This is a genomic window from Streptomyces sp. NPDC026246, assembly GCF_055567995.1.
This window is the reverse complement of record NZ_JBVHPJ010000012.1, coordinates 80,325-103,067: the sequence shown is the minus strand read 5'-3', so window position 1 is coordinate 103,067 and position 22,743 is coordinate 80,325. Positions and strand designations below refer to the sequence as shown.

Here is a 22,743-nt window from a genome sequence, read left to right as displayed (position 1 = left end):
GGCTCGATCTTCAGCACGTTCCCTGCTCCGTACTTCACGGCGGCGTCTGGGGACCGTTCCTCGATCAGGCCGCGTCGGTACGGCCTTCATGCTCATCTTCGTTATGGCGGTCATCGATCTGCGCAATCCGGCGGTGCGAGTCTTCGTCGGACCCTTGGTCATGCCCGGGCGGCTGTTGCCTGATCGTCGTGAACGCCCAGGAGCGCGCGGCAGCTCTGCCAGAGGGTGTCGAGCTGGGAGGGGTTGTTGTAGAGCTTGGCGAAGAGCACCTGCCCCTCCAGCTGAGCGACCACGGAGCGGGCCGTGTCCCGGGTGTCGCTCAACGTCACCTCGCCGCGTTCCTGAGCCTCCCGGATGACCGCGTCGACCATGTCCACTTCGGCCTCGAAGATCTCCTGCAGGCGCAACCGTATGGCATCGGCCTGATTGCTCATCTCCAGCGAGAGGTTTCCGAACATGCAGCCCAGGACGGCCCCGTAACTGCCCTGGCCTTCCCGCTGCCGCGCTTCCGTGGCCTCCAGCAAGTGCCGCAGCCGCCGCAGGGGCTCGTCGTCGGCTTGCAGGATCGACTCCCAGTCGTGCCGCTCGGCGGCCCAGTGCATGTCGATCACGGCCAGCGCCAGAGCTTCCTTGGACTCGAAGAAGTAGTAGAAACTTCCCTTCGGCACCCCCGCTGCTTTGCAGATCTCGGCGACACCCAGGCCCGAGTAGCCGCGCTGCCCCAGCAGTGACTGGGCCGCGAGGAGGATCTTGTTCTTGGCTTCACTTGTACGTCCCATATCACGAGTATACGACCGACCGTCTATTTCTGCCGAGACCGTTCGCGACAGCGACTGTGAGGTCAGGACTCCCAGCAGAGAGGAACATGGTCCTGGAAACCCGCACAGCGGCGGGCGCAGCCTGTCTGCATGGGAAGCAGGCGAAACAGCAAGTCGGCGGACGGTGGCCCGGCCCGTGGTCCCGCCGCCGCACCCCGGCCCTACGGACCACCACGTGCTACGGGAAGATCTCAAGGCTCACCGTGGCGGCACGTTCTCCAGGCCGCCGCTGCACTCGCCGCGGGCATGGGCGTCGGCCGTTTCGTCTATACCCCCATCCTCCCGCTGATGCACACCCAGGCCGGACTGTCGGCCGGCGCCGGTGCCGATCTCGCGACCGCCAACTACGTCGGCTATCTGATCGGTGCCCTGGCCGGCACCCTCGTGCCGCGGCTGGTCGGCTCCTCCACCGTGCTGCGGAGCTCCCTCCTCGCGCTGGTGGCGTCCCTGGCCGGAATGGCACTCACACAGAGCACCGCAGTCTGGCTCCTCCTGCGGCTGGGAGCGGGCGTCTTCAGTGCGATGATCTTCGTCATCGCCGTCAGTGCGCTCCTCAGCCACCTGCGGGAACACCCCGCCCACCTCCCCGGCTGGGCCTTCGGAGGTGTCGGAGCCGGCATCGCGCTGTCCGGCCTGCTCGTCCTGGTGCTGCGCACGGTGGGCACCTGGCGGAGTGCGTGGTGGGCCTCCGCTGTCCTCACGGTGTTGCTGACGCTGGCCGCCTGGGGCCTTCGCCCGGAGCCAGCCGTCCAGCGTAGGCCGACGGCGTCGGGTACGGAGCCTCGGCCGAGCGGGCCGCGGAACCACCGCTGGTTCAGCGCGTTGTTCGCGTCCTACACACTTGAGGGCATCGGCTACATCATCGCCGGTACGTTTCTGGTCGCGGCCATCAATCAGACCCTGCCTGGCTCGATCGGCAGCGGCGCGTGGGTGCTGGTGGGGCTGGCGGCCATCCCGTCCTCCGCGTTCTGGGCCGGTTTGGGACGCCGCTGGTCCCGGCCGGACCTCCTGCTGGCCGCCCTCGGCGTGCAGGCGGTGGGCATTGCCCTGCCCGCGCTGGCCGGGGGAGTGGCGGCCGCGTTGATCTCGGCGGTGCTGTTCGGCGCCACCTTCATCGGCGTGAGCACGCTGGCCCTGGGAACCGGAGCCCACCTGCGCTTCCCACGAGCCGTGGCCCTGCTGACCGCCGGATACTCGGTGGGTCAGATCCTCGGCCCTCTGGTCGCGTCGCCTCTCTTGCGCCACGGCTACCACCAGGCTCTGCTTCTGTCGGCTGCCGTGGTGCTGGCTGCCGCCCTCGCCGCGTTCCTGCTGCGTATCGGCTTCCCGCACGCGATGCCAGAAGAGACGGATCCAGCCGGCGGTGACCGCCACACGGCGCCAGGCGCCGTGCAGGCCGGCAGCGGTTCCCCTTCCTGAGGTGGGTGCTCCGCTGAGGCATGAGGAACCCGGGAGGCGAGGGAGCCGTCCGCACGTGCCTCGCAAGCCTGCACGGTGTCAGCGAGGCACGGCTCGGCCGGGGAGGAGACCCGTCCGGACACGCGGGCCGGGCGCGGTGGTGCACAGGCCCCCTGACCTGGGGGCGACCGCGGTTCACCGGCCGCCCGCAGGGGCTGCGGTACACCGCCCCTCCTCCGCAACCGGCTGCCTGTGCACGTCGCCGTCGCCGTCGCCGTCGACCAGAGGCCTTGCGTGAGGGGCCAGGATGCCTGTGCTACAAAGGCCGGCCACCCTCGTCCCGGTAGGTCTCCAGCAAGCGCAGCCAGACTTCACTGATGGTGGGAAACGCGGGCACGGCGTGCCACAGCCGGTCCAAGGGCACCTCGCCCGAGACGGCGATGGTCGCGGACTGCAGGAGTTCCGCCACGCCCGGTCCGGCGAAGGTGACGCCTGCGACGGTGCGACGGTCGGTGTCGATCAGCACGCGCGCTCGTCCCCGGTAACCCTCGGCGTACTGCTGCGCCCCCGCGAGGAGGGACAGGTCGTAGTCGACCACCTCGACCCTGCGGCCCCTCCGGCGCGCCTCGTGCGTGGTGAGACCGACCGAGGCCACTTCGGGCGTGGTGAACACGACCTGCGGCACGGCCAGGTGATCGGCGGTGCCCGTGTGCGCGCCCCAGTCGGAGACGTCGAGCACCTCTCCCGCGGCGCGGGCGCCGATGATCGCGCCGGCGATCCTGGCCTGGTACTTGCCCTGGTGAGTCATCAGAGCCCGTCGGTTGACGTCACCGACGGCATAGAGCCAACCGCCCGGCACATCGGTCACCTGGTAGGTGTCGTCCACCGTGAGCCACGTGCCCGGGGTGAGACCGACCGTCTCCAGACCGAGGTCGGCCGTCCGTGGAGCACGGCCGGTGGCGAACAGGATCTCGTCGGCCTCCAGTTCCGCACCGTCGGCCAGGGTGATCCGGACGGGACCCCCGGTGCCGTCCGGGCGCTCGACGGAGGCGACCTCGACACCCGTCCGGATGTCCACTCCCGCCTCGCGGAGCTCCGCCGCGACCAGTTCACCGGCGAAGGGTTCCATCGCCCGCAGCAGCCCCTCTCCACGGACCAGCAGCGTGACGTGGGCGCCGAGTGCCTGCCAGGCCGTGGCCAGCTCGACACCGACCACGCCACCGCCCACCACGGCGAGGCGTCCGGGTACCAGGCCGGCGCCGGTGGCCTCGCGGTTGGTCCAGGGCCGTACGGTGTCGATCCCCGGTATGTCGGGCAGGGCGGTACCCGTGCCGGTGCACAGGACCACGGCGTGCCGTGCGGTCAGCAGGACGGTGCGGCTGTCCGGAGTGTGCACCGCCACCTGCCGGGGGCCGGTGAGCCTGGCGTGACCGCGGACGAGGTCGACGCCGACCGAGTCGAGCCAGGTGACCTGGTCGTCGTCCTTCCAGTGGCCGGCCATCCTGTCGCGGTGCGCGAAGACCGCGTCCAGGTCCAGTGGCGCTTGCGCGGCGCGCCACATACCGGGAACGCGGCGCGCGTCGGCACGGGCCATCACGGGTCTCAGCAGCGCCTTGCTGGGTTCGCACGCCCAGAATGAGCACTCGCCGCCCAGCAGTTCGCGCTCCACGATCACGGTGCTGAGCCCGGCGGCGTGAGCGCGGTCGGCCACGTTCTCACCGACCGGGCCAGCACCGACGACCACCACGTCGTAGGCGCGAGGGGCCTCGTTCATTTCTGTTCCTGTCCTCGTGGGGCGCGTGGGTCCGTGTGGAGGGCTGACGTGCCCGTCCCTGCTGCCGTCCGGCTCCCCGGACGGCATGCTCACCGTCCGGGGAGCCGGGTGGTGACTTCCTGCAGCGCCCAGCCGTTGCCGTCCGGGTCGGTGAAGGTGGCGAAGGAGCCGTAGCTGGCGCGGCCGGGGGCCAGGCCGCTGACGCGACCTTCCTCGGTGCCGCGGTGGAAGACTCCGCCCGCGTCGTGGAAGATCTCGCTCATCTCGACACCGCGATCGACGAGTTCGGCGTGGGCTGCCTCGATGTCGGAAACGACGAGGTGCAGGCCCTGCTGCGACCCGGGCGCGGCGGTCGTTACTCCAGTGCCGAAGAGGATCGAGCACTGGGAGCCGGGGGGCGTCAGGTGCACCACGCGGTAGCTGTCGTCGGCGATGTAGTCGACGTCCAGGCGGAATCCGGCCTTCTCGTAGAAGGCCTTGGCCCGGTCGACGTCGGAGACGGGCAGCACCACAACTTCGAGCTTCAGATCCATTTTTCGCTTCTCTTTCGTGGACGCGGGAGTGCGTAGACCGGATGAGTAACCGGTTGAACAGGTGAGATCATTGCAACCAGTTGCGTCACCTGTCAAGGCGGTTACGCGGAGTGGATGTCCGGGTTGGCCGGGGTCCGAGCCCTGGCTGTGCGCGTGAGCTGCGCGGGGGGCCGGTGCCGCCTGCCCGGTGCAGGTGCGTGTGCGTGAAGTCCGCAGGGGCGCCGCTCAGAGGCCCGAGTCGCCGTCGCCAGGCGCTGGGCGTCGCAGTGCGGTGGCGATCCCGCCCGAGGTGCGCCCGAATGGAGCAGGCCTTACGGTGCTTATGTCTCAAATGTGCTATGCCATCGCCCGCATTGATGAGGGACAGAGAGGTCCATTCACATGGCGAAGATTCTTTTCGTGGTGTCCGGTGCGACGTACTGGGTGCTCAAAGACGGTACGAGGTACGCGACCGGCTACTGGGCCGAGGAATTCGCGCTGCCCTACAAGAAGGTCACCGAAGCGGGACACGAGGTCGTGGTCGCCACGCCGAACGGCGTGACGCCCAACGTCGACATGATGAGCCTGCGTCCCTCCATGGCCGGAGGTGAAGAAGGGGCCCTCGAACTGGAGTCGATCATCCGTTCCGCCGAAGTCATGCGCCGCCCCCTCAAACTGTCGGACGTCCGTCTGGAGGACTACGACGCGGTGTATCTGCCCGGCGGTCACGGTCCGATGTCGGACCTGTGGGAGGACGCCGATGCCGGGCGCATCCTCACCGCGCAGCTCGCGTCGGGCAAGCCCCTGGCGATCGTGTGTCACGCTCCTGCCGCCCTGTTGTCCACGAGGATCCACGGGGAGTCGCCGTTCAAGGGCTACCGGGTCACGGGGTTCACGAACGACGAGGAAGAAGCCGTGGGGCTGGCGTCCAAGGCGACGTGGTTGCTGGAGGACGAACTGAAGGACAAGATCGGCGTCGACTTCAGCCGGGGCGCGATGTGGGAGCCGTACATGGTCGAGGACCGCAACCTGATCACGGGTCAGAATCCGCACTCGGCCGCGATTCTGGCCGACCGGTTGCTCGAGATCCTCTCCTGAGGCGAGACCTCTCCGCGCCTCTGCAGGCGGAGACGGACAGCGTGGCGGGGCGACGCGGAGTGGCTGGGGCCTGCCGCGTCGCCGGTCCGCGCGACGCGGTTCGGAGGACGGCATGAGGCCACGTCAGGACCCCTATAGCACGTTGCCCGCAGTTGCGCCCTTCCAGCTTCGCAGTGAGGACATCGCCGACGGGGAGAGCCTGGGTGTGGCTCAGACCAGTGCTATTTTCGGTGGCCCTGGGCTGGACCGTTCCCCGCATCTGGCCTGGGACGGGCACCCGGCCGGCACGGCGAGCTTCGCCGTCACCTGCTTCGACCCGGACGCCTTGACGGTCAGCGGCTTCTGGCACTGGGTCCTCTACGACCTGCCCGCCTCCGTGACCGAGTTGCCCGCCGGGGCCGGGGACACCGGCGGGAGCGTGCTTCCCCCCGGTGCCAGGACGCTGCTCAACGACGCCGGTCGGCGGGGCTATCTCGGCGCCGCCCCATCTCCGGGGGAGGCCCCGCACCGTTACATGTTCGTCGTGCACGCACTGGACGTTCCGACGCTGGAGGTGGCCCCGGACGCGACCCCCGCCTGGCTGGGATTCCGTCTCGTCGCCCACGCCCTGGGGCGAGCCCGGCTCTCACCGGTGTTCGGACTCCCGCAATCCCCCTGAGCCGTCGGGTGGCCCTGCCCTCGGGCAAGTCGCTCACCGCACATGCCCGGTCGGCCCGGCATCACAACTGCCCGCGCACGGCGTGCCCGTGGAAGCCCTTCAGGAGTGCTGTCCGGCCCCTTGGGGGAGAGGCAGGACAGGCTTCGAGTGACCTTAATTGCTTGACGCATCAAGTAGATGATATGCTTGCTTTGTCAACCAAGTAAGGGGGGTGTGTCATGAATACCCACGCCATCACGACGCCGGGTACCGCAGCCCAGGCGTCCGTTCATCCGATCGCCGGCCGCCGCGCGACAGCCCGAAAGGCGCGTCTGACCCGGCTGCTGCGCCAACTGGCCACGGGGGCGGCTGCAGCCTCGATGCTCCACGCGGCCGTCCTCGGGGTTTCCTCCCGTCGCGAGGCGTATCCCGAACTCGCCTGGACGGACACTGCCGAGGCGGTGACCTCCCTCCATGTGCTCGTACCCTGGCCACTCACGGCGCTGGTCCTGCTCTGGCTGGCGAACCAACGGCCGGTGCTCTACGCCCGTACCGCACTCGCGCTGCTGCTGACCGGCGTGGCCGGACTCGCCTACGTCGGCCGGGTGTCCCTCGCGGACCTCCCCGCGCGCGAGGGCAGCCTCTTCAGCGACTACGTGGCGCTGCCGGGCGCGCTCACCGGCTGGTACCTGCTGACAGCGCTCGCGATGGCGGCAGCCGTCCCCTCACCCCGCGCACGGATCCTCGTCGTGACGGCAGGGCTGGGTGGCGTGGTCATCTCCGTCCTGACCTCCGCCGACCCTGTGCTCGCCGCTTCGTTCGCTGCCGGAGTTCCCCTGTCGGCCTGGTATCTCGCGAGCCGCCTGCCGGGACAGCGGGGGACGCGCCACCGGCCTGCCGACGCCTGGGACCCGCAGGGGCGAGTGGTTCCGCTCCACGAGCGTGCCCCGGCACGCGCCCATACTCCGGCACGCGCGCTGATGCGGCGGGCGGGCTGAGGGCCGTGCACCTGAACACGGTCATCGAGACGGCCGGATGGTGGACCTACCTCATCGTGTTCGTCCTGACAGCCGCTGAGACCAGCGCCTTCGTCGGCCTGCTGGTGCCGGGGGAGGCGGCTGTCCTGCTGGCGGCAGCCGTCGCAGGGCAAGGCGGACTGAAGGCCCCACTGCTGGCGGCCGTGGTGGTCGGAGGCGCCGTCACCGGCGACAACCTCGGCTTCGCCCTGGGCCGCCGGTGCCGGCGACGCCCGGGCACCCGCTGGACACCCAAGGTTCCGGGCCGTCACCGTGATGGACGGGGGAAGGCCTTCCTGGCCGACCACAGTGGTGCGGCGCTCTTCACGGGCAAGTTCATCGGTTTCGCCCGGACGTTCCTGCCCTACGCCGCCGGTTCGTCCGGCATGCCGTACCGGCGCTTCTTCCTCTACAGTGCCGCCGCCTCCCTCGTCTGGGGCACCGGCACGGTACTCGTCGGCTACTTCACCGGCTCGGCCGCGATCGAACTGCTGCACAGAGCGGGACTGATCGGTGCCGCCGTCCTCGCTGCTGCGATCACTCCGATCGTCGTCACCTCGCGTATCCGGGCGCGCCGTCGACGACGGGCCACCGGTTCCAGCGTCGTGGCGTCCGGCGGGCCGAGGCATCGGGCAGCACAGAATGACGCGGCCGACCCCACGTATGCCCGACCCAGTTAGCCATGCGCTGACGGACGCCGCCGAACGGCGGCAGGTCTGCCAGGGCCCCACGCGCAGTGCGGTCTGCTGTTTTGGGAGCAGGTCGGCCACTGCGGCGGCAGGGGAGCCGGGCGCCCGGATCGCACCGGGCGAGGCGGACGGTACTGCCTGACGCGACGGCACGGCGGCGAGCCCCCACCGGCCGTCGGTGTCCACGCCGCTCGTGCCGAACCGATCGAGTCAGGGAAGCATGATCGTCTTGGACTTCCGGATCACCTGCTCGGCGCGGGCGGTCATGTCGTCGTCGATGGGCGCGGGGGTCTCGCCGGGGCGGGCGGGTGTGCTGTGGTCCAGCATGAGCTGTTCCAGACCGGGCGGCGTGTAGATGAACAGCAGCCTGGCGGCGTGCATGCGCTTGTTCTTGAACCCGTGGCGGATTCCCTTCGGCACGTGGATGAAGTCGCCGGCGACGGCCGTGAACTCATGGTCGCCGTCGGTGAACTCCAGCTCGCCGTCGAGGACATAGAACGTCTCGTCCTCCTCCGTGTGCGCGTGCGGGATGGGACCGCCACCTGCCGGGACGGTGGCCTCGATGAAGCCGATGTTCCCGTTGGTCTGCGCACCGGTGGCCTTGACCGTGTAGATGTCGTCCGCCGCCCAGACGGTAGGGCCCTGACCGGACGGCACGTAGAGCGCGCCGCGCTTGTTCCACGAGGGGTCGTCGGGTGCGACGTCGCCCAGCAGAAAGCTCATGAGGTCTCCGATGCTTCGTGTGGTGCGGGCCGCTCCCGTCCCGGACAGGCCCCAGGGGCCGCCCGATGAACAACTGACCCGTCACATTGCTTGTCATAGCAAGTATATGGCGTGAGTGGGCAAGTGTTCCGTGATTCGCACGAAGCGATGACTCGGGGGAAGAGCCGTGCCGGTCTCCGGCGACAACCGCGCCCGTCACCTCTCGGCGATGCGTTCTCCCAGGCGGTACTCGACATCGCCTCGCTGCTGCATGCCCCGCTCCAGCAGCCGGCTGATCCGGACATGCGCCTCAGGGCGAGTCAGCGAGGCCCGGAAGGTGTCCTGGCCGGCCGTCAGGTCGGCGTCGGACGGGAGGGTGGAGCGATTGATCAGAGCCTTGATGTCGGCCAGCGGCCGCCGGTCGAAGGAGGCGATTCGCGTGGCGAGGCGGTCCACGTGAGCGTCGAGCTCGGCATCGGGCAGCGCCCGGTTGATCCAGCCGTACCGCTCGGCTGTCTCGGCGTCGAAGTCGTCCGCCCCGGCGATGATCTCCAGGGCGCGCCCTCGGCCGACCAGCAGCGGCAGGCGCTCCGTGGCTCCGCCCCCTGGGGTGATGCCCGCGCCGACCTCCGGCTGTCCCAGGACGGCCTTCTCCTTGCTGGCGAAACGCATGTCACAGGCCAGGAGGAACTCGTTGCCCACCCCGCGCGCCCGGCCCCGGACCGAAGCGATGGTGATCACACGGGATCGGGCCATGCGGGAAGCGACGTCCAGCCATGAGGGCCCCGTGTAGGGCTGCTTCGGCGGCAGCAGATCGAAATGCGCGAGGAAGAAGTCCGGGTCCGCGCTGTCGAAGACGACGACCTTCAGGTCGTCGGCGGCGTCCATGCGGTCCACGAGGTCACCGAGCGCCGCGAACGTCTCGAAGGTCACCAGGTTGAGGGGAGGGGAGTCGAAGGTCACGCGCCAGTACGAGGCGGACCGCTCTACCACTCTGAACGGAGGAGTGTCAGTCATGAGATGAAACTTATGCCTTCATGTCGGGTTCGTGCCCACCCACGTGGTGAGCGGGAGCGGTACGCCGCCACCAGGGCACCTAGTGGCGGCTCTCCCGCAGAGGTGCCGCATCGAGGAGGGCCGCCGCTGCCTGTCGGGCGCTGGTGGCGGCGGACGGGTCGCGGTCCATCCGTGCCGCTTGCTCCGCGCCGTCGTACAGCAGGCGCAGCCGACGGGCCAGTTCCTCCGGTTCGGCAAAGCCGGAGGCGTCGGCCAGCTCGGTGAACAGTTCGAGGATCCAGGTGCGGTACTTCTCCGCTGCCCGACGCACCGAGCTGTCCTCGGGCGCCTCCGCGGTGGCCCGCACGAAGGCGCATCCGTTGTACGCGGGGTCGGTGAAGGCCTCACCCTGCGCGTCGAAGACACCGAGAAGCCGCTCACGCGGTGAACGGAAGCGGGTCAGCGTCCGGGTGATCCGATCACGGCTCCGCTCGTGCCGCGACTCCAGATAGGCGCAGACCAGCCCTTCCTTGCTGCCGAAAGTGTTGTACAGGGACGCTTTGGCCACCCCCGCGTGCTCGATCACCCGGTCGATGCCGACGACCTGCACGCCCTCGCCGTAGAAGAGCTCGTTGGCCGCCTGGAGCAGCCGCTCTCGTGCCGGCGTCCTGGTTCCGTTGTTGAAGCTCGCCATTTCGCCACCTCGATCAGACAGATCTGTCCAGTGTAGACCCCGCGGACGTCACCGCCGTGCCGGTTCCCCTGCCGCGGGCACCGCCGGGGCGGGCAGGTCGGCAGACCGGACCACGGCCACACGCTCGACACGGCGACCGCTGCGCACCAACCCGGCCAGTGCCGCGAGGGCCAGCAGGACGACGGCCCCGCCGTATTCACGGGCGGTCGGCACGAGACCGCCGCCGTGCACCACCAGGAACCCGCCGATCACGGCCGGAACGCCCAGGCCCACGTAGCAGATGACGTACAGCAGGGACAGGACGCCCGCACGCTCGTGCGGCTCGACCAGCGGGACGACCAGCCTGATGCCCCCCTGGAAGCCGCCGCCGAAGCCGAAGCCCGAGATCGCGGCACCCACGAAGAACGCGATCACCGCGAGCGTCCCGCCGCTCCCCGAGGCGACGGAGGCGAGGGTGATGAGCACACCGGCGACCAGGGAACCGATGCCGATGTACATGACCTTGCGGGTGGGCGTCCTGCGCAGCAGCACCACGGCCAGACCTGCGGCGGAGGCCAGCACGAAGAGGGGCAGTCCGCCCCAGACCACGGAGGAGGAGTGCACCAGGGTCCGGATGATGGCCGGACCCAGTGCGGCGTACAGGCCGGTCAGGGCCCACACCGCGAACATCACCGGGGCGGCGATCGCCACCGCCGAACGCGCCGTCCTGGGCAGCTTGAACTCGGGAGCCATGCTGGCCAGTGCTCCGCGCTGGCGCGAGACCGTCTCGCGCATGGCGAGCACGGCCAGTGCCTGGAGGACGAACACACCCAGCAGCACCAGGTAGACCAGTCGGGTCGGGGCCGGCAGGTACTGGACGAGGAGCCCGGAGACCATCGCGCCGCCCGCGGTGCCCAGCGTCGGTGCGAGGGAGTTGAGGAATCCGCCCCGGCGCGCGTCGATGTCGAGCATGCCGGCGCCGAGCGCACCGACCGCGGCACCGGTGCTGACCCCCTGCAGGACGCGCGCGGCGAGCAGCGCGCCCACCCCGCCGGCCTCGACGAACAGCACCATCGCCAGGGCCTGGCCGAGCAGGGCGACGAGCAGGACCGGCCGCCGTCCTACGTGGTCGGAGATCTTCCCGAAGATCAGGAGCGAGAGGAGCACCGCCACCGCGTACACGCCGAAGACGACGGTGACGGTGATGGGGGAGAAGCCCCAGTGCTGCTGGTAAATCGCGTAGAGGGGGGTCGGCGCGCTCGACGCGGCCAGCAGCGACACGAGGATCGAGGCCAGCACCCCGATGGAGGCGGCAGGACCGAGCCGTCCGCGCCGCGGGGCCGCGTGCGCGGGGGACCGCTTCGTATAGGCGCTGCCCGGTGGGACGGCCCGAGGGGTTCGGAGTGCGGAAGTCATGCGGTCACTTCCAGTCGGCATGGATGGGTTCCCCATACTAGACAGGTCTGTCTAATAATGGGGCGTGCCGAAGCGTGAGAGATCTCGCAGGGGGTTTCGTTTCCGCCGGGAATACGGTCGCCTCAGCGACGGGGCTCGGTCACCGGCCCTCCAGCAGCCGCTCGAACGGCACCGGATCGCCGTAGGGGTCGGGTACACCGGGTGACGGACGGCGCCGCATCTCGTCGGCCAGTTCACCCGCGGCCCGCTCGATGCGCCGTACCAGCGGCTCGCCGGCGTCACCGCCACCCCATTCCTCCGTGGCGGCGAACACGGCGGTGGGCAGTGTCACGGCACGCAGGTAGGCGAACATCGGCCGAAGGGCGTGTTCGAGGACGAGGGAATGCCGTCCGGTCCCGCCTGTCGCGGCGATGAGCACGGGTTTGCCCACCAGTGCCGTGTCGTCGAGGCAGTCGAAGAACATCTTGAACAGCCCGCTGTACGACGCGGTGAAGGTCGGCGTGACGGTGATCAGCCCGTCGGCCGCCGAGATCGTGTCGAAGGCGTGCCGGAGTCCGTCCGACGGGTAGCCCGTCGTCAGGTGAGTGACCAGGTCGCGCGCGAGATCGCGGACCTCCAGGACCTCGACCTCGACCTGTTCCCCCTGCTGCTCGAGGAGTCGCTGCGCGGAGCCGGCGAGCCGGTCCGCCAGCATGCGTGTCGACGACGGCAGCCGCAGGCCCGCCGAGACGACGGCGAGTGTGCGCGTCATCGTCGGCCTTCCCCGGAAGCCGTCCGCTCCTGGGCGGCGGCGGTGAGCGAGGCGTGAGTGGGTGCGTCGGGGACGTGGGCCGGCCGGTCCCGTGCCAGCTCCTTGCGGAGCACCGGAACGATCTCGCCCAGCAGCTCGATCTGTTCGAGCACGCTCCTGTGCGGAACACCGATGCCGTCCACGACGAACAACTGGCGCTGGTAGTCCCCGGCCGCGTGCTCGCGGTAGCCGAGCACCCGCTCGATCACTTCCTGGGGACTGCCCGCGATCACCGCGGTCTGCTGCATTGTCTCCTCCAGGGAAGGACCGCCGCCGTACAGGGAGTTGTCGAAGTAGGGGCGGAACTCGCGCACGGCGTCCTGCGAGTTCGGCCGGATGAATATGTGCGCGGCCAGGCCGACGATGCCCTGGTCGGCCCTGCCGTGCCCGTAGTGCTCGAAGCGGCTGCGGTAGAGCTCCACCAAGCGCCGGACGTGCTCCTTGGGCCAGAAGAGGTTGTTGTGGAAGAAACCGTCGCCGTAGTAGGCGGCCTGTTCGGCGATCTCCGGGCTGCGGATGGAGGCGTGCCACACGAACGGCGGAACGCCGTCCAGCGGGCGCGGGGTGGAGGTGAAGCCTTGCAGCGGTGTGCGGAACTTCCCCTCCCAGTCGACGACGTCCTCACGCCACAACCGGCGCAGCAGGGCGTAGTTCTCCACTGCCAGCGCGATGCCGTCGCGGATGTCCTTGCCGAACCAGGGATACACCGGCCCGGTGTTGCCGCGGCCCATCATCAGGTCGACGCGGCCGTCGGCGAGGTGCTGGAGCATCGCGTAGTCCTCGGCGATCTTCACCGGATCGTTCGTGGTGATCAACGTCGTCGAGGTGGACAGCAGAATCCGCTGGGTACGGGCCGCGATGTGGCCGAGCAATGTGGTGGGCGAGGACGGTACGAAGGGCGGGTTGTGGTGCTCGCCCATGGCGAAGACGTCCAGGCCCACGTCCTCGGCCAGCTTCGCGTACTCCACGACGGCCTTGATCCGCTCGTGTTCCGTGGGGGTACGTCCCGACACCGGGTCGCGGGCCACGTCCCCCACTCCGAAAATCCCGATCTGCATCGTGTCCGTCCTTCTGTCGTGTCGGTCTTTGCGTTCGTCTCTCCGGCCCGATGGCGGGGGAGGGCGGCGGTTCGGTACGGGGCAGGGTGGGGCGACGCCGCCCGGTGGCGGCATGACCGTGCGGCTCTGCCGTACGCCGTGCCTTCTCCGCACGACGACCATCCGCTCGGCGGGCGCGGCCTTCTCGAGGCCCGCCTTCTCAGTTCCGCACGCCCTGCCCGGCCGGCTCACCGAGGGAGGGGATACCGGGTGTGACAGCCGGCCGCGCCGACATGACGCTCGTCGTCCTGCGGTGGCGGCCGTGGCCGACCGTCTCGATTCCGGTGGCCCACATGTCCCCGGCGGCCCGACGGCCACGGTGCCGCCCGGTGCCCGCGGTCTCGAGGGCACTCGTGCTTCCGAACTGGTCGGGCTGGATGTCGGTCAGGGTGGAGGACACGTGTTTTCCCTTTCGAGTGGGGTCTGGGTGTGGCACGGGGGTGCGTCGCACACGGGACTCGTCAGCAGTAGTTGCTGTGCGAAGCAAATGTAGCACCCGGTAGGTGTCGTGTGGTGTCGAGGAGCAGCAGGATCCGGGGGTACGGGCAACGACCCGCTGACGGGGGTACGGACAACGGCCCGCCGAGGAGATCGACGGGCCGTTACTGACGGTCAGGCATCACACGCCGCCCGAACGCATCGCAGCGGTGGGGGAGGCGGACGCGCCGGGCCGCCCCAGCGCTTCGGTGCACAGGCGTGGGCTCGGCGGCGGGGGGTCGGGGTGCGGGTGGCCGGTCCGCCGCGACAGGCCCCCACACGCGGATCGGCCGTCCAACCCCACACGTGTCGGATCGGCCGCGCGGCGACACGCGTCTTCCCGGGGTGCCGCCGCGACCCGTCCGAGCGCTGAGCGCGCTACTTGCGGCGGCGCTGCCACCAGCGCCGCGGGCTTTCCGCCTCGGTGGGCGGCTCGGCCTCGGTGTCGAGCCCGGCGTCGGCGTGGGACTCGGCCTCGGCCGCCGCCTTGAGCTTCGCGGCCATCGCGATGACGCGCTCGGCCTGGATACGGGCGGCGGTGCGGGTGGTGTCGTCCACGGGATTGGTGCCCTGGCCGTCCGCGTGGGAGGTGCCGTAGGGGTTGCCGTCGACGAACTTGGCCGGGTCGGTGAAGCCTGGGCTGACGACGATGCCACCGAAGTGGTGGACGGAGTTGTACAGGGCGAGCAGAGTCGACTCATGGCCGGCGTGAGCTGTGGCGGTGGAGACGAAACCGCTGTAGACCTTGTCGGCGAGCTTGCCCTCGGCCCACAGGCCCCCCAGCGTGTCGATGAACTGCTTCAGCTGCGAGGAGACGTTGCCGAAACGGGTGGGCGTGCCGAAGATGACTGCGTCCGCCCACTCGATGTCCGCAGGACTGGCCTCGGGGATGTTCGCGGTGGCGGTCTGGTTGGCGGCCCACGCGGGGTTGGAGTCGATGGCGGCCTGAGGGGCCAGCTCGCCCGCCCTGACGAGACGCACCTCGGCGCCTGCCTTCACGCCCGCGTCGTGCAACTCCTTGGCGATCGTCGCGATCGTTCCGGTGGAGGAGTAGTAGACGATGGCGAGTTTCACGGGGGTGGTCATGATCGGCGATCTCCGTTGGCTTGTGGTCGGGGAGGGCGATCGGAGTGATCGGTTAAAACGACCGGTCGCCTATGCCAAAGTAGACGACCGGTCTAGAAAAAGTCAAGCGTGGGTGCCCACGGTCGGGGAGGCGGGATGATCCGGCGGGGGATGCAGGCGGGGTCGAGCCATCGGGCGCCGCACCGCGCACCGGGGAAGCCGATTGCCGAGCGGTCCGGCGGGGACCAGGCCTCCGCCCGCGCACGCCGGGAGTGCCTCTGCCCGCGCACGCCGGGCGTGCCGATGCTCCGCCGAGGCCGTGTCGCCGGGATCAGGGCCGGTGCAGGAGGTAGTGCTCCGCCCGGATGCGGCGGGTCCGGCGCCGGAAGGCGACCACGGTGCCGGGCCACAGGACGGTGTTGCGGCCCGATCGCGGGTCCTGGTACCAGCTGCGGCACCCGCCGGTCTGCCACACGGTGTCGGCCATGCGGCCGTCGATCCAGTCGTTGAAGGACCGCTGCACCTCGCTACGCACCTCGACCGTCCGCGCGCCGCGCCGGCGCATGAGGCGCAACAGGGCGACGACGTGACGTGCCTGCGCTTCGATCATGCAGATCTGCGAGTTGTGTCCCAGTCCCGTGTTCGGGCCGACCATGAGGAACAAGTTCGGAAAGCCGGCCACAGTGGTACCGAGGTAGGCCTGGTTGCCACCCCTCCAGGCGTCACTGAGCGCGAGGCCGTCGCGTCCGGTGACGTCGAACCGGACGGGGTTCTGCGTGTCGAAACCGGTGCCGTAGACGAGCACGTCGGCGGGGGTCTCATGACCGTCGTCCCCAACGACGGCGCCGGGACGGAGCTCCCTGACGCCACCTTGGCGGATGTCGACGTGCGGCAGGGACAGGGCGGGGTACCAGTCGCTGGAGATCAGCACCCTCTTGCAGCCGATGGCGTAGTCGGGTGTGACTGCGGCGCGCAGCACCGGGTCGGAGACCTGCTTGGCGATCAACCGGCGTGCGAGAGCCGCGGTCGCCTCCATGGCGTGCGGATCGCCGACGAAGCCGGCGACGCGGGATTCGTGGATCCGGAAGAGCCGCTCACGTACCCACCAGCGGTACGGAGGGAACCAGTGGGCCATGCGGCGGCGCCGGTCGTCGAAGGCCCTGTCGGTCTTCGGCAGGATCCACGGCGGCGTGCGCTGGAAGACGGTGAGTGCGGCGACTCGGCCCGCGATGGCGGGAATGAACTGGACGGCGCTGGCGCCCGTCCCGATGACCGCGACGCGTTTGCCCGTCAGATCCACGTCGTGCCGCCAGGCCGCGGAATGGAAGGCGGGTCCGCCGAAGGACTCACTGCCGGGCAGTGAGGGGACGACGGGATGGTGCAGCGGACCGACCGCGGAGATCAGGAACCGGGAGCGGAAGCGCGTCCCCGCTGCGGTCACCACCTCCCAGCGGCCGTCCGCCTCGTTCCACCGAGCGCCGGTGACGCTCTGCCGGAACCGGATACGGCTGAGAAGCCCACGTCGGCGGGCCACGTCGCGCAGGTACTCCAGGATCTCCGGTTGACTCGCGAACAATCGGGTCCAGTCGGACTTCTGGTGGAACGAGTAGGAGTACAGCGGTGAAGGGATGTCGCAGCCGCACCCGGGATAGGTGTTGTCGCGCCATGTTCCGCCAAGATCGTCGGCGGACTCGAGGATCAGGTACGAGCGAACACCGGCCCTGTCCAGCAGTGCCGCGACTCCGAGCCCGCTGAACCCGGCGCCGACGATCACGACGTCGGCGTTCTGATCCGGGGAGGGGGCATCGGCGGCGAAGCTCACGTGAGTCCCCGCAGGGTGGTGGCCGTCGTGGTCGGCGACCCTGCGGGCACCACGGCCCCGTCGGCGTCCGTGTCGGCGGCGAGCCGGTGTTTCAGCACCTTCCCGGACGGGTTGCGGGGCAGTTCCGTGACGAAGACGTACTCGGCGGGCCTCTTGTAGTCGGCGAGGGCCACCGCTGCATGGGCGTGCAGTGACTCCACCGTGGGCGCATGCCCGGGCCGGGGCACGATCACAGCGCGTACCCGCTCGTCCAGCACCGGATCGGGCACACCGACCACCGCCACGTCGGCGACCCCCGGGTGGTCGGCGAGGACGCTCTCGACCTCGATGCTGTAGATGTTCTCACCACCGCGGATGATCATGTCTTTGAGGCGGTCGAGAATCCGGACGAAGCCGTCCGTGTCGACGCTGCCGACATCGCCGGTGTGCAACCAGCCCTCCACGAACGTGGACGCGGTGGCCTCCGGGTTGTTCCAGTACCCGGCGGTCACCACAGGGCCGCGGACGCACAGCTCACCGACGGTGTCCCGCACATCCCGTGGAGGACCACCGTCGACGGAGACGGCCACCTCCAGCCCGTCGACCGGCCGGCCCACGGTGCCGGGACGGGCGCGGTACTCGTCCCCGTCGGTGTACGTCACGATCGAGGTGCCCTCGGTCAGACCCCATACGTTGCCGAGACGGAGGCCCGGCACGTGGCTGGCGACCTCGGCGGGAAACCCCTCCGGAACCGGCGAGCCGCCCATGACGAACAGGCGCAAGGCCGACAGGTCACGGGCGGTGTCCTGCGCCTTGAGCAGGATCAGCCTGAGCATGGCCGCGACGCCCGCGAAGAAGGTGACACGCTCGCGCACCATCACTTCGACCACGGTCTCCGCCTTGAACTCCGGCACCATGACGCAGCACGCGCCGGCAGTGAAGAATCCGATGAACTGCGAGACCACACCTGTCGCGTGGAACATCGGGGCGGCGATCAGCGTCCGCTCGTCCGGCGCCGCACCGAGGCGCTCGCGGACCGTTCGGGCGTTCGCCAGCAGGTTCGCGTGAGTGTGCATCGAGCCCTTGGGCCGGCCCGTCGTACCCGATGTGTAGAGCAGATGCGCCACGTCCCCGGGAGCGCGGAGACAGCCGGGCAGGGTGCGCGGATCGGCTTCGGCGAAGCCGGCCTCCGGCTCGGCGACCAGTACGTGGGCCGACACGCGGCGTGCGGAGTGGCGGGGCGGGATCCGGGTGCCCAAAGGGCCGTCTGCGGCGTCGGTGACGATGACCGCCGCACCGCTGTCGCCGAGGACGTGGTCGAGTTCCTGTCCGGTGAGCCGGGTGTTCACCAGGACGGTGATGGCGCCGGCCAGCTGCGCGCCGATGTAGACGACGGCGTACTGCCAGCAGTTGGGCAGCAGGATGGCGACACGGTCGCCCGGCTCGACGCCACGGTCGCGCAACCGGTGTGTCACGGCCACGGCCCGTCGCAGAACCTCCGAGTGGGTCAGCCGGACCGACTCGTCCACGAGGGCTTCGCGGGCCCCGTGCCGGGCCGCGACCTCGATGAACATCTCGGGGAGGGTTTCCGCGCGCATCACAGCTCCGTAGTGGTCGAGAACGCCGGTGCACGGTGCCCTCACCGGGGATTGCCCCGGTACCGGAGCCGAGGCCGCGGTCTCTGAGAGCGGGAGGCAGGCGGGTGCACACGTACCCGAGCACCGTTCGGAACCACCCTACATGTGAACGTCCGTCGACCATGTGTGAGTTGACGCGCTATCACCCCCGGACGGACTCGCGCCCGCTGTCTGCGCCGACGGTTGTAACGCGTATGCGGACGCCGGGGGAGGTCCGAACCCCTCGAGGTTTGCCATGCGAACCCGCACAGGCGCGCATGCCGGAAGGAGGTCCGTGTCTTTCCGCCGAGCGTCCTTCTTGCAGCGAGTGGCCGGGCCCGGCTGAGGCCGCGCTACGCCGGTTCTTCGGACCTGACGTCGAGGCGGACAGGGCTGTTGTCGCAGCCTCGTTTCGGCGCTGGAAAGTGACGGGGTCGCTACACCGCGGCGGCCGCGGAGGCCGCTTGTGCCGTCACCTGCTGCGCTGCGCGCTTGGCTCGGCCTGTCAGCCGCCACATGACCATGCGCAGCATGCCGGCCGGCTCCGGCGGGAACACGCCCAACTGCCCGAGCATCGTGACGTCGTCACGGACCGCTTCGTGCGAGACGACCTTGCCGTCGCGGAGGCCGAGTACATGGATCTGCTCGAAGTCGATCTCTCGGCCGGTCGGCGGCACAGCCTGGTCGAGGGCGCCGTCACGGAAGCGGACGAAGGCCCCCGTCTGGCGGCCCTGCATACGCAGACGCACCCAGACCTGGTCTTCCTCGTGGACGGTCCCGGTGACGGCGAAGCGAAGGTCGCTGAAGGCGGAACGCATCCACGCGCCTGACGCCAGGACTCCCGCGGGTCCCGGGATGGAGCAGGCCTGAGGCGAGACGGAGGACTCGCGGTTGCGGAAGTCCTGGTGCACGACCTCGGCGGCCAGCTCCCGGTCACCCGTCTCGAGGATGCGGAAGAGGCCGTGGCCCAACTGCACAGCGTCCATTCCCATGATCAAGCCTTTCATCGGCGCCGCGCCTGCGCGCAGCATTGAGGTAATGCCATGCCTAATGAATTCATGATGCTAGCATGCAATCATGTCGTCCAAGCGCCCCTACGTGTCCCCGCTTCGTGAGCAAGGCGCGGCCCGCACGCGGGAATTGATCCTCGGCCAGGCGACGGCGCTGTTCGCCGAACGCGGCTACGGGCGCGTGGCCGTCGCCGACATCGCCGCTGCTGCCGGCGTCGCGCCGAAGACGGTGTTCGCGAGCGTGGGGAGCAAGGGCGACATCCTCAACCGGATCGTCGACCGGGGCGTGGCGGAGTCGGGTTACCGGCAGGCCACCGAGGAGATACTCGGTATGCGCACGCCCGAGGCGGTCATCACTGCGCTGGCCCGGGGGACGCGAGCGGGCAACGAGAGTCAGCACGCCGTACACGAAGCCATCCGCAAGGCACTCCCGGTCCACGAGGACGGCGAGGCCCTCTGGGACCGCGCCACGGCGGCGTACCGGGACGTGCTGCGGGCCGTCGCCGGTCACCTGCACTCGCTCGACCCCTCGCCTTCCTGCCCGCTTGAGGAAACGGCCGATCTCCTCTGGTACTGGTTCGGGCCTCTGGGCTGGCACACGCTCGTGATGGAGAGCGGCTGGACGTGGGAACGCGCCGAGCAGGTCCTGAGCAGGACCGCCATGCTCACGCTGTTCGGCTGACATCACGTCCCAGGGCGCCCGCTTCCACATCACCCACCCACCGACCGATACTTTGGTCACCGGGCATCGGCCGACTTTCGGCCGATGCCCGCACGGGCCGCCCGGACCTAGCGTCGGCGTCATGAACCGATCCACGCACGAGACCACTGCCCTCCCCTTCCAGCAGCCCGCGCGGCTCACCGCGGTCGTGACCGCCACACTGCTCCTCCTCATCGGCGGCGTGCCCATGGCCGAGCGTCTTGTGGCCCACCTGACGGTATGGAACGCAGGTGCGCCCGTGCCCGGACTGGCGTGGCTGGTGCCGTTCGCCGCAGGCGCTTCGGTGCTGGTCCTGACGCTGGTCCGTCGCAGCGGCACCGCGGGCGAGGCGCATGCGCAGAAGGGATCACCGGGAGCCTGAGTGAGCCGTACGGCACCGTCGTACGGCCGCACCCCCTCGTCCCGCACTCCGCAGAAAGATCACACAGGTTCCTCACGTCATGACAGACCGCATCACGGACCTCCGAGCCACTTCCGCCCCTGCCTTGGAAACTCATGGGCTGGGCAAGCGTTACCGCCGCGGGTGGGCCCTGCGCGACACTTCCTTCCGGCTGCCCGCAGGCAGCACGTGCGCCCTTGTCGGACCCAACGGCGCCGGCAAGACCACCCTGCTCTCCCTGGCCGCGGACCTCCTCGAACCGACGACCGGCACCATCACGCTGTCCGGGCATGATCCAGGGAGCGCCGAGGCCCGCCGGAGCACGGCCTTCCTCAGCCAGCGCAAGGCGCTCTACCCGCGTTTCAGCGTGCGGGACATCCTGCGCATGGGGCAGGAACTCAACCCCACCTGGCACCAGGAGACAGCCGAATCGGTCATCGAAGCCGGCGGCATCCCGATGCGCGCTCGTGTCGGAACACTTTCCGGAGGCCAGTCCACCCGGGTCGCCTTCGCCCTCGCCCTGGGCAAACGGCCCCGGCTGCTGCTCCTGGACGAACCGATGGCAGACCTCGATCCGCTGGTGCGCCGGCAGATGACCGACCTCCTGCGCGCCGAGGCGCGGACGAACGGAGCCACCGTGATCATGTCCTCCCACCTGGTGTCCGAGCTGGCGAGCGCCTGCGACCACCTCGTTCTCATCAACAACGGCCGGGTCCGCCTGGCCGGCGAGGTGGACCTCCTCCTGGACCGGCACCGCCGCATCACCTCGACGGCGGGCGCCCGCCGTCGGCCTCCGGCGGGATCGGGTGCGTACGACGTCGTGGCGACCACCGGCACCGGTGGTGAGAGCACCTCCCTGGTGCGCCTGCACGACACATCACCTGCCGGTGACGGCCATCGTGCGCCCACTCTCGAAGAGCTGGTGCTCGGCTATCTCGGCGCCCCCGACGCGTCTCCGGTCCTCACCGCCGGCGCTCATGTCGACGGAAGCCAGGTGTCGGCGTGAGCACCGCGACCACCCGTGCCCGGGCGAGCGTCCGATACGGCCCGCGTGTGCGAGGGCTGACATGGCTCATGTGGCGGCAGAACCGGGCCGCCTTCGTCATCGGGCTGGCTGTCGCCGCGGCTGTGGCCGTCTACGCCGCTGTGCAGCATCAGCATGTGACCGAGGCCATCACCGCACGGCACCTCGACGCCTGCCGCGGCACCGTCGAGTCCATCCAGTGCACGCGCGACCTCCTCAGCTTCGGCAAGGAGTACCAGTACCCGCTGCGGCGCCCTCTGCAGCTCGTGCCCGTACTGCCGTTCCTGTTCGGCGTGTTCCTCGGTGCGCCACAGTTCGCCCAGGAGCTGGAATCCGGTACCTACCGCACCGTGGCCACCCAGTCCGTGACCCGGCTGCGCTGGTTCGCGGCCAAGCTGGGCGTGCCGCTCGCCATGACCGTGGTCGTCAGCGGGCTCCTGTCCGCCGCCATGACCTGGTGGTGGCACCCGGTCGCCGACGTCATGGGCCCGCACTTCCCCTGGCACGACTGGTACCCGTTCTACGGTGTGGGACCGATCGTGGTCGGGCTCAGCGTGCTGTTCTTCCTCCTGGGAGCCACGCTCGGCCTGTTCCTCCGGCGCACGGTCGCGGCCATGGGCACCGCGCTCGTCGCGGGAGCCGGGTTGTTCGCCCTGCTCGAATGGCTCCGTCCGCACCTGTGGCCGGTCAGTACCTCCGTCGCCCGGAACGCCGCGGAACCTCGGGTGCCGGGCAACGCCTGGCTGCTGGCGGATGGTCCGTCGACCGCGGATGGACGACGCGCCCCCGAAGTCACCGACTGCCTGCCTCAGGACAGTTACGCGCAGTGCCTGAAGTCGCACGGGCTCACCGGCCGCTGGGCCGAGTACCACCCGGTCTCCCATTTCTGGAGCCTCCAGTGGACGGCGACGGCCCTGTGTCTGGCGATCGGCGCGGCGCTCGTGGCGCTCTCGGTGTGGCGGATGCGAAGGCACCCCGCCTGATCACCCGGCTGGGGGCGCCCGTAGCGGAGCCGGCGGTCGGACGACGATCGC

The 22,743-nt window shown here is 69.9% G+C and carries 23 protein-coding genes; 9 read left to right on the top strand and 14 right to left on the bottom strand.

Features of this window, described 5'->3' with window-relative positions; all coding sequences use genetic code 11:
* Positions 1–158 precede the first annotated feature (158 nt).
* Positions 159–779, bottom strand: a complete 621-nt coding sequence (locus tag ACZ4M5_RS27140; protein WP_467740416.1) for a TetR/AcrR family transcriptional regulator — start codon at positions 777–779, stop codon at positions 159–161.
* Between the two features lie 285 nt (positions 780–1,064).
* Here ACZ4M5_RS27140 and ACZ4M5_RS27135 point away from each other — a divergent pair, with 285 nt between their 5' ends.
* Positions 1,065–2,237, top strand: coding sequence for a YbfB/YjiJ family MFS transporter (locus tag ACZ4M5_RS27135; protein WP_467740415.1), 1,173 nt, complete (start codon positions 1,065–1,067; stop codon positions 2,235–2,237).
* A 295-nt stretch (positions 2,238–2,532) separates the two neighbouring features.
* On the opposite strand, the gene ACZ4M5_RS27130 is transcribed toward ACZ4M5_RS27135, so the two are convergent.
* Both ACZ4M5_RS27130 and ACZ4M5_RS27125 read right to left on the bottom strand, forming a co-directional pair.
* Complete coding sequence (locus tag ACZ4M5_RS27130) at positions 2,533–3,990, bottom strand: dihydrolipoyl dehydrogenase family protein (RefSeq protein ID WP_467740414.1); 1,458 nt, start codon at positions 3,988–3,990, stop codon at positions 2,533–2,535.
* Positions 3,991–4,079: 89 nt separating this feature from the next.
* Positions 4,080–4,523, bottom strand: coding sequence for a VOC family protein (locus ACZ4M5_RS27125; protein WP_467740413.1), 444 nt, complete (start codon positions 4,521–4,523; stop codon positions 4,080–4,082).
* Positions 4,524–4,904: 381 nt separating this feature from the next.
* Here ACZ4M5_RS27125 and ACZ4M5_RS27120 point away from each other — a divergent pair, with 381 nt between their 5' ends.
* The 4 genes from ACZ4M5_RS27120 (at position 4,905) to ACZ4M5_RS27105 (ending at position 7,933) form a co-directional block, all read left to right on the top strand.
* The gene (locus ACZ4M5_RS27120) at positions 4,905–5,600 is read left to right on the top strand and encodes a type 1 glutamine amidotransferase domain-containing protein (RefSeq protein WP_399705048.1); all 696 of its coding nucleotides are present in this window, start codon (positions 4,905–4,907) and stop codon (positions 5,598–5,600) included.
* A gap of 112 nt (positions 5,601–5,712) precedes the next feature.
* Positions 5,713–6,258, top strand: a complete 546-nt coding sequence (locus ACZ4M5_RS27115) for a YbhB/YbcL family Raf kinase inhibitor-like protein (RefSeq protein ID WP_467740412.1) — start codon at positions 5,713–5,715, stop codon at positions 6,256–6,258.
* Between the two features lie 218 nt (positions 6,259–6,476).
* Complete coding sequence (locus ACZ4M5_RS27110) at positions 6,477–7,235, top strand: hypothetical protein (RefSeq protein ID WP_467740411.1); 759 nt, start codon at positions 6,477–6,479, stop codon at positions 7,233–7,235.
* A 5-nt stretch (positions 7,236–7,240) separates the two neighbouring features.
* Positions 7,241–7,933, top strand: a complete 693-nt coding sequence (locus tag ACZ4M5_RS27105) for a DedA family protein (protein WP_467740410.1) — start codon at positions 7,241–7,243, stop codon at positions 7,931–7,933.
* Positions 7,934–8,152: 219 nt separating this feature from the next.
* Here the strand turns inward: ACZ4M5_RS27105 and ACZ4M5_RS27100 are convergent, their stop codons facing one another.
* The 11 genes from ACZ4M5_RS27100 to ACZ4M5_RS27050 form a co-directional block, all read right to left on the bottom strand.
* The gene (locus ACZ4M5_RS27100) at positions 8,153–8,665 is read right to left on the bottom strand and encodes a cupin domain-containing protein (protein ID WP_467740409.1); all 513 of its coding nucleotides are present in this window, start codon (positions 8,663–8,665) and stop codon (positions 8,153–8,155) included.
* A gap of 195 nt (positions 8,666–8,860) precedes the next feature.
* The gene (locus ACZ4M5_RS27095; protein WP_467740408.1) at positions 8,861–9,661 is read right to left on the bottom strand and encodes an enoyl-CoA hydratase/isomerase family protein; all 801 of its coding nucleotides are present in this window, start codon (positions 9,659–9,661) and stop codon (positions 8,861–8,863) included.
* Positions 9,662–9,740: 79 nt separating this feature from the next.
* Complete coding sequence (locus ACZ4M5_RS27090) at positions 9,741–10,334, bottom strand: TetR/AcrR family transcriptional regulator (protein ID WP_467740407.1); 594 nt, start codon at positions 10,332–10,334, stop codon at positions 9,741–9,743.
* Positions 10,335–10,382: 48 nt separating this feature from the next.
* Positions 10,383–11,729: an MFS transporter gene (locus tag ACZ4M5_RS27085; RefSeq protein ID WP_467740406.1), complete on the bottom strand. Its 1,347-nt coding sequence runs from the start codon at positions 11,727–11,729 to the stop codon at positions 10,383–10,385.
* 139 nt (positions 11,730–11,868) lie between these two features.
* Positions 11,869–12,480 (bottom strand): FMN reductase, encoded by a 612-nt coding sequence (locus ACZ4M5_RS27080; protein ID WP_467740405.1) that lies wholly within the window; start codon positions 12,478–12,480, stop codon positions 11,869–11,871.
* Complete coding sequence (locus ACZ4M5_RS27075) at positions 12,477–13,577, bottom strand: CE1758 family FMN-dependent luciferase-like monooxygenase (RefSeq protein WP_467740404.1); 1,101 nt, start codon at positions 13,575–13,577, stop codon at positions 12,477–12,479. Before ACZ4M5_RS27075 ends, ACZ4M5_RS27080 begins: the two co-directional genes overlap by 4 nt.
* Positions 13,578–13,776: 199 nt before the next feature.
* On the bottom strand, positions 13,777–14,016 hold the full coding sequence (locus ACZ4M5_RS27070; protein ID WP_467740403.1) for a hypothetical protein: 240 nt from the start codon (positions 14,014–14,016) through the stop codon (positions 13,777–13,779).
* A 455-nt stretch (positions 14,017–14,471) separates the two neighbouring features.
* On the bottom strand, positions 14,472–15,179 hold the full coding sequence (gene wrbA / locus ACZ4M5_RS27065) for an NAD(P)H:quinone oxidoreductase (protein WP_467740402.1): 708 nt from the start codon (positions 15,177–15,179) through the stop codon (positions 14,472–14,474).
* Between the two features lie 310 nt (positions 15,180–15,489).
* Entirely contained in the window at positions 15,490–16,980 is a 1,491-nt protein-coding gene (locus ACZ4M5_RS27060; RefSeq protein ID WP_467740401.1) for a flavin-containing monooxygenase, read from the bottom strand.
* On the bottom strand, positions 16,977–18,557 hold the full coding sequence (locus ACZ4M5_RS27055) for a class I adenylate-forming enzyme family protein (RefSeq protein WP_467740400.1): 1,581 nt from the start codon (positions 18,555–18,557) through the stop codon (positions 16,977–16,979). Before ACZ4M5_RS27055 ends, ACZ4M5_RS27060 begins: the two co-directional genes overlap by 4 nt.
* 455 nt (positions 18,558–19,012) lie before the next feature.
* Positions 19,013–19,567 (bottom strand): ester cyclase, encoded by a 555-nt coding sequence (locus tag ACZ4M5_RS27050; RefSeq protein WP_467740399.1) that lies wholly within the window; start codon positions 19,565–19,567, stop codon positions 19,013–19,015.
* 85 nt (positions 19,568–19,652) lie between these two features.
* On the opposite strand from ACZ4M5_RS27050, the gene ACZ4M5_RS27045 reads away from it, so the two are divergent.
* The 4 genes from ACZ4M5_RS27045 to ACZ4M5_RS27030 all read left to right on the top strand — a co-directional run bounded on the left by ACZ4M5_RS27045 (position 19,653) and on the right by ACZ4M5_RS27030 (position 22,692).
* A complete protein-coding gene (locus ACZ4M5_RS27045) occupies positions 19,653–20,267 on the top strand; it encodes a TetR/AcrR family transcriptional regulator (RefSeq protein WP_467740398.1) in 615 nt (204 codons plus the stop codon).
* Positions 20,268–20,388: 121 nt separating this feature from the next.
* Positions 20,389–20,667: a hypothetical protein gene (locus ACZ4M5_RS27040; RefSeq protein WP_467740397.1), complete on the top strand. Its 279-nt coding sequence runs from the start codon at positions 20,389–20,391 to the stop codon at positions 20,665–20,667.
* A 124-nt stretch (positions 20,668–20,791) separates the two neighbouring features.
* Positions 20,792–21,691, top strand: a complete 900-nt coding sequence (locus tag ACZ4M5_RS27035) for an ABC transporter ATP-binding protein (protein ID WP_467740396.1) — start codon at positions 20,792–20,794, stop codon at positions 21,689–21,691.
* 47 nt (positions 21,692–21,738) lie between these two features.
* Positions 21,739–22,692 (top strand): ABC transporter permease, encoded by a 954-nt coding sequence (locus tag ACZ4M5_RS27030; RefSeq protein ID WP_467740395.1) that lies wholly within the window; start codon positions 21,739–21,741, stop codon positions 22,690–22,692.
* Positions 22,693–22,743: the final 51 nt, after the last annotated feature.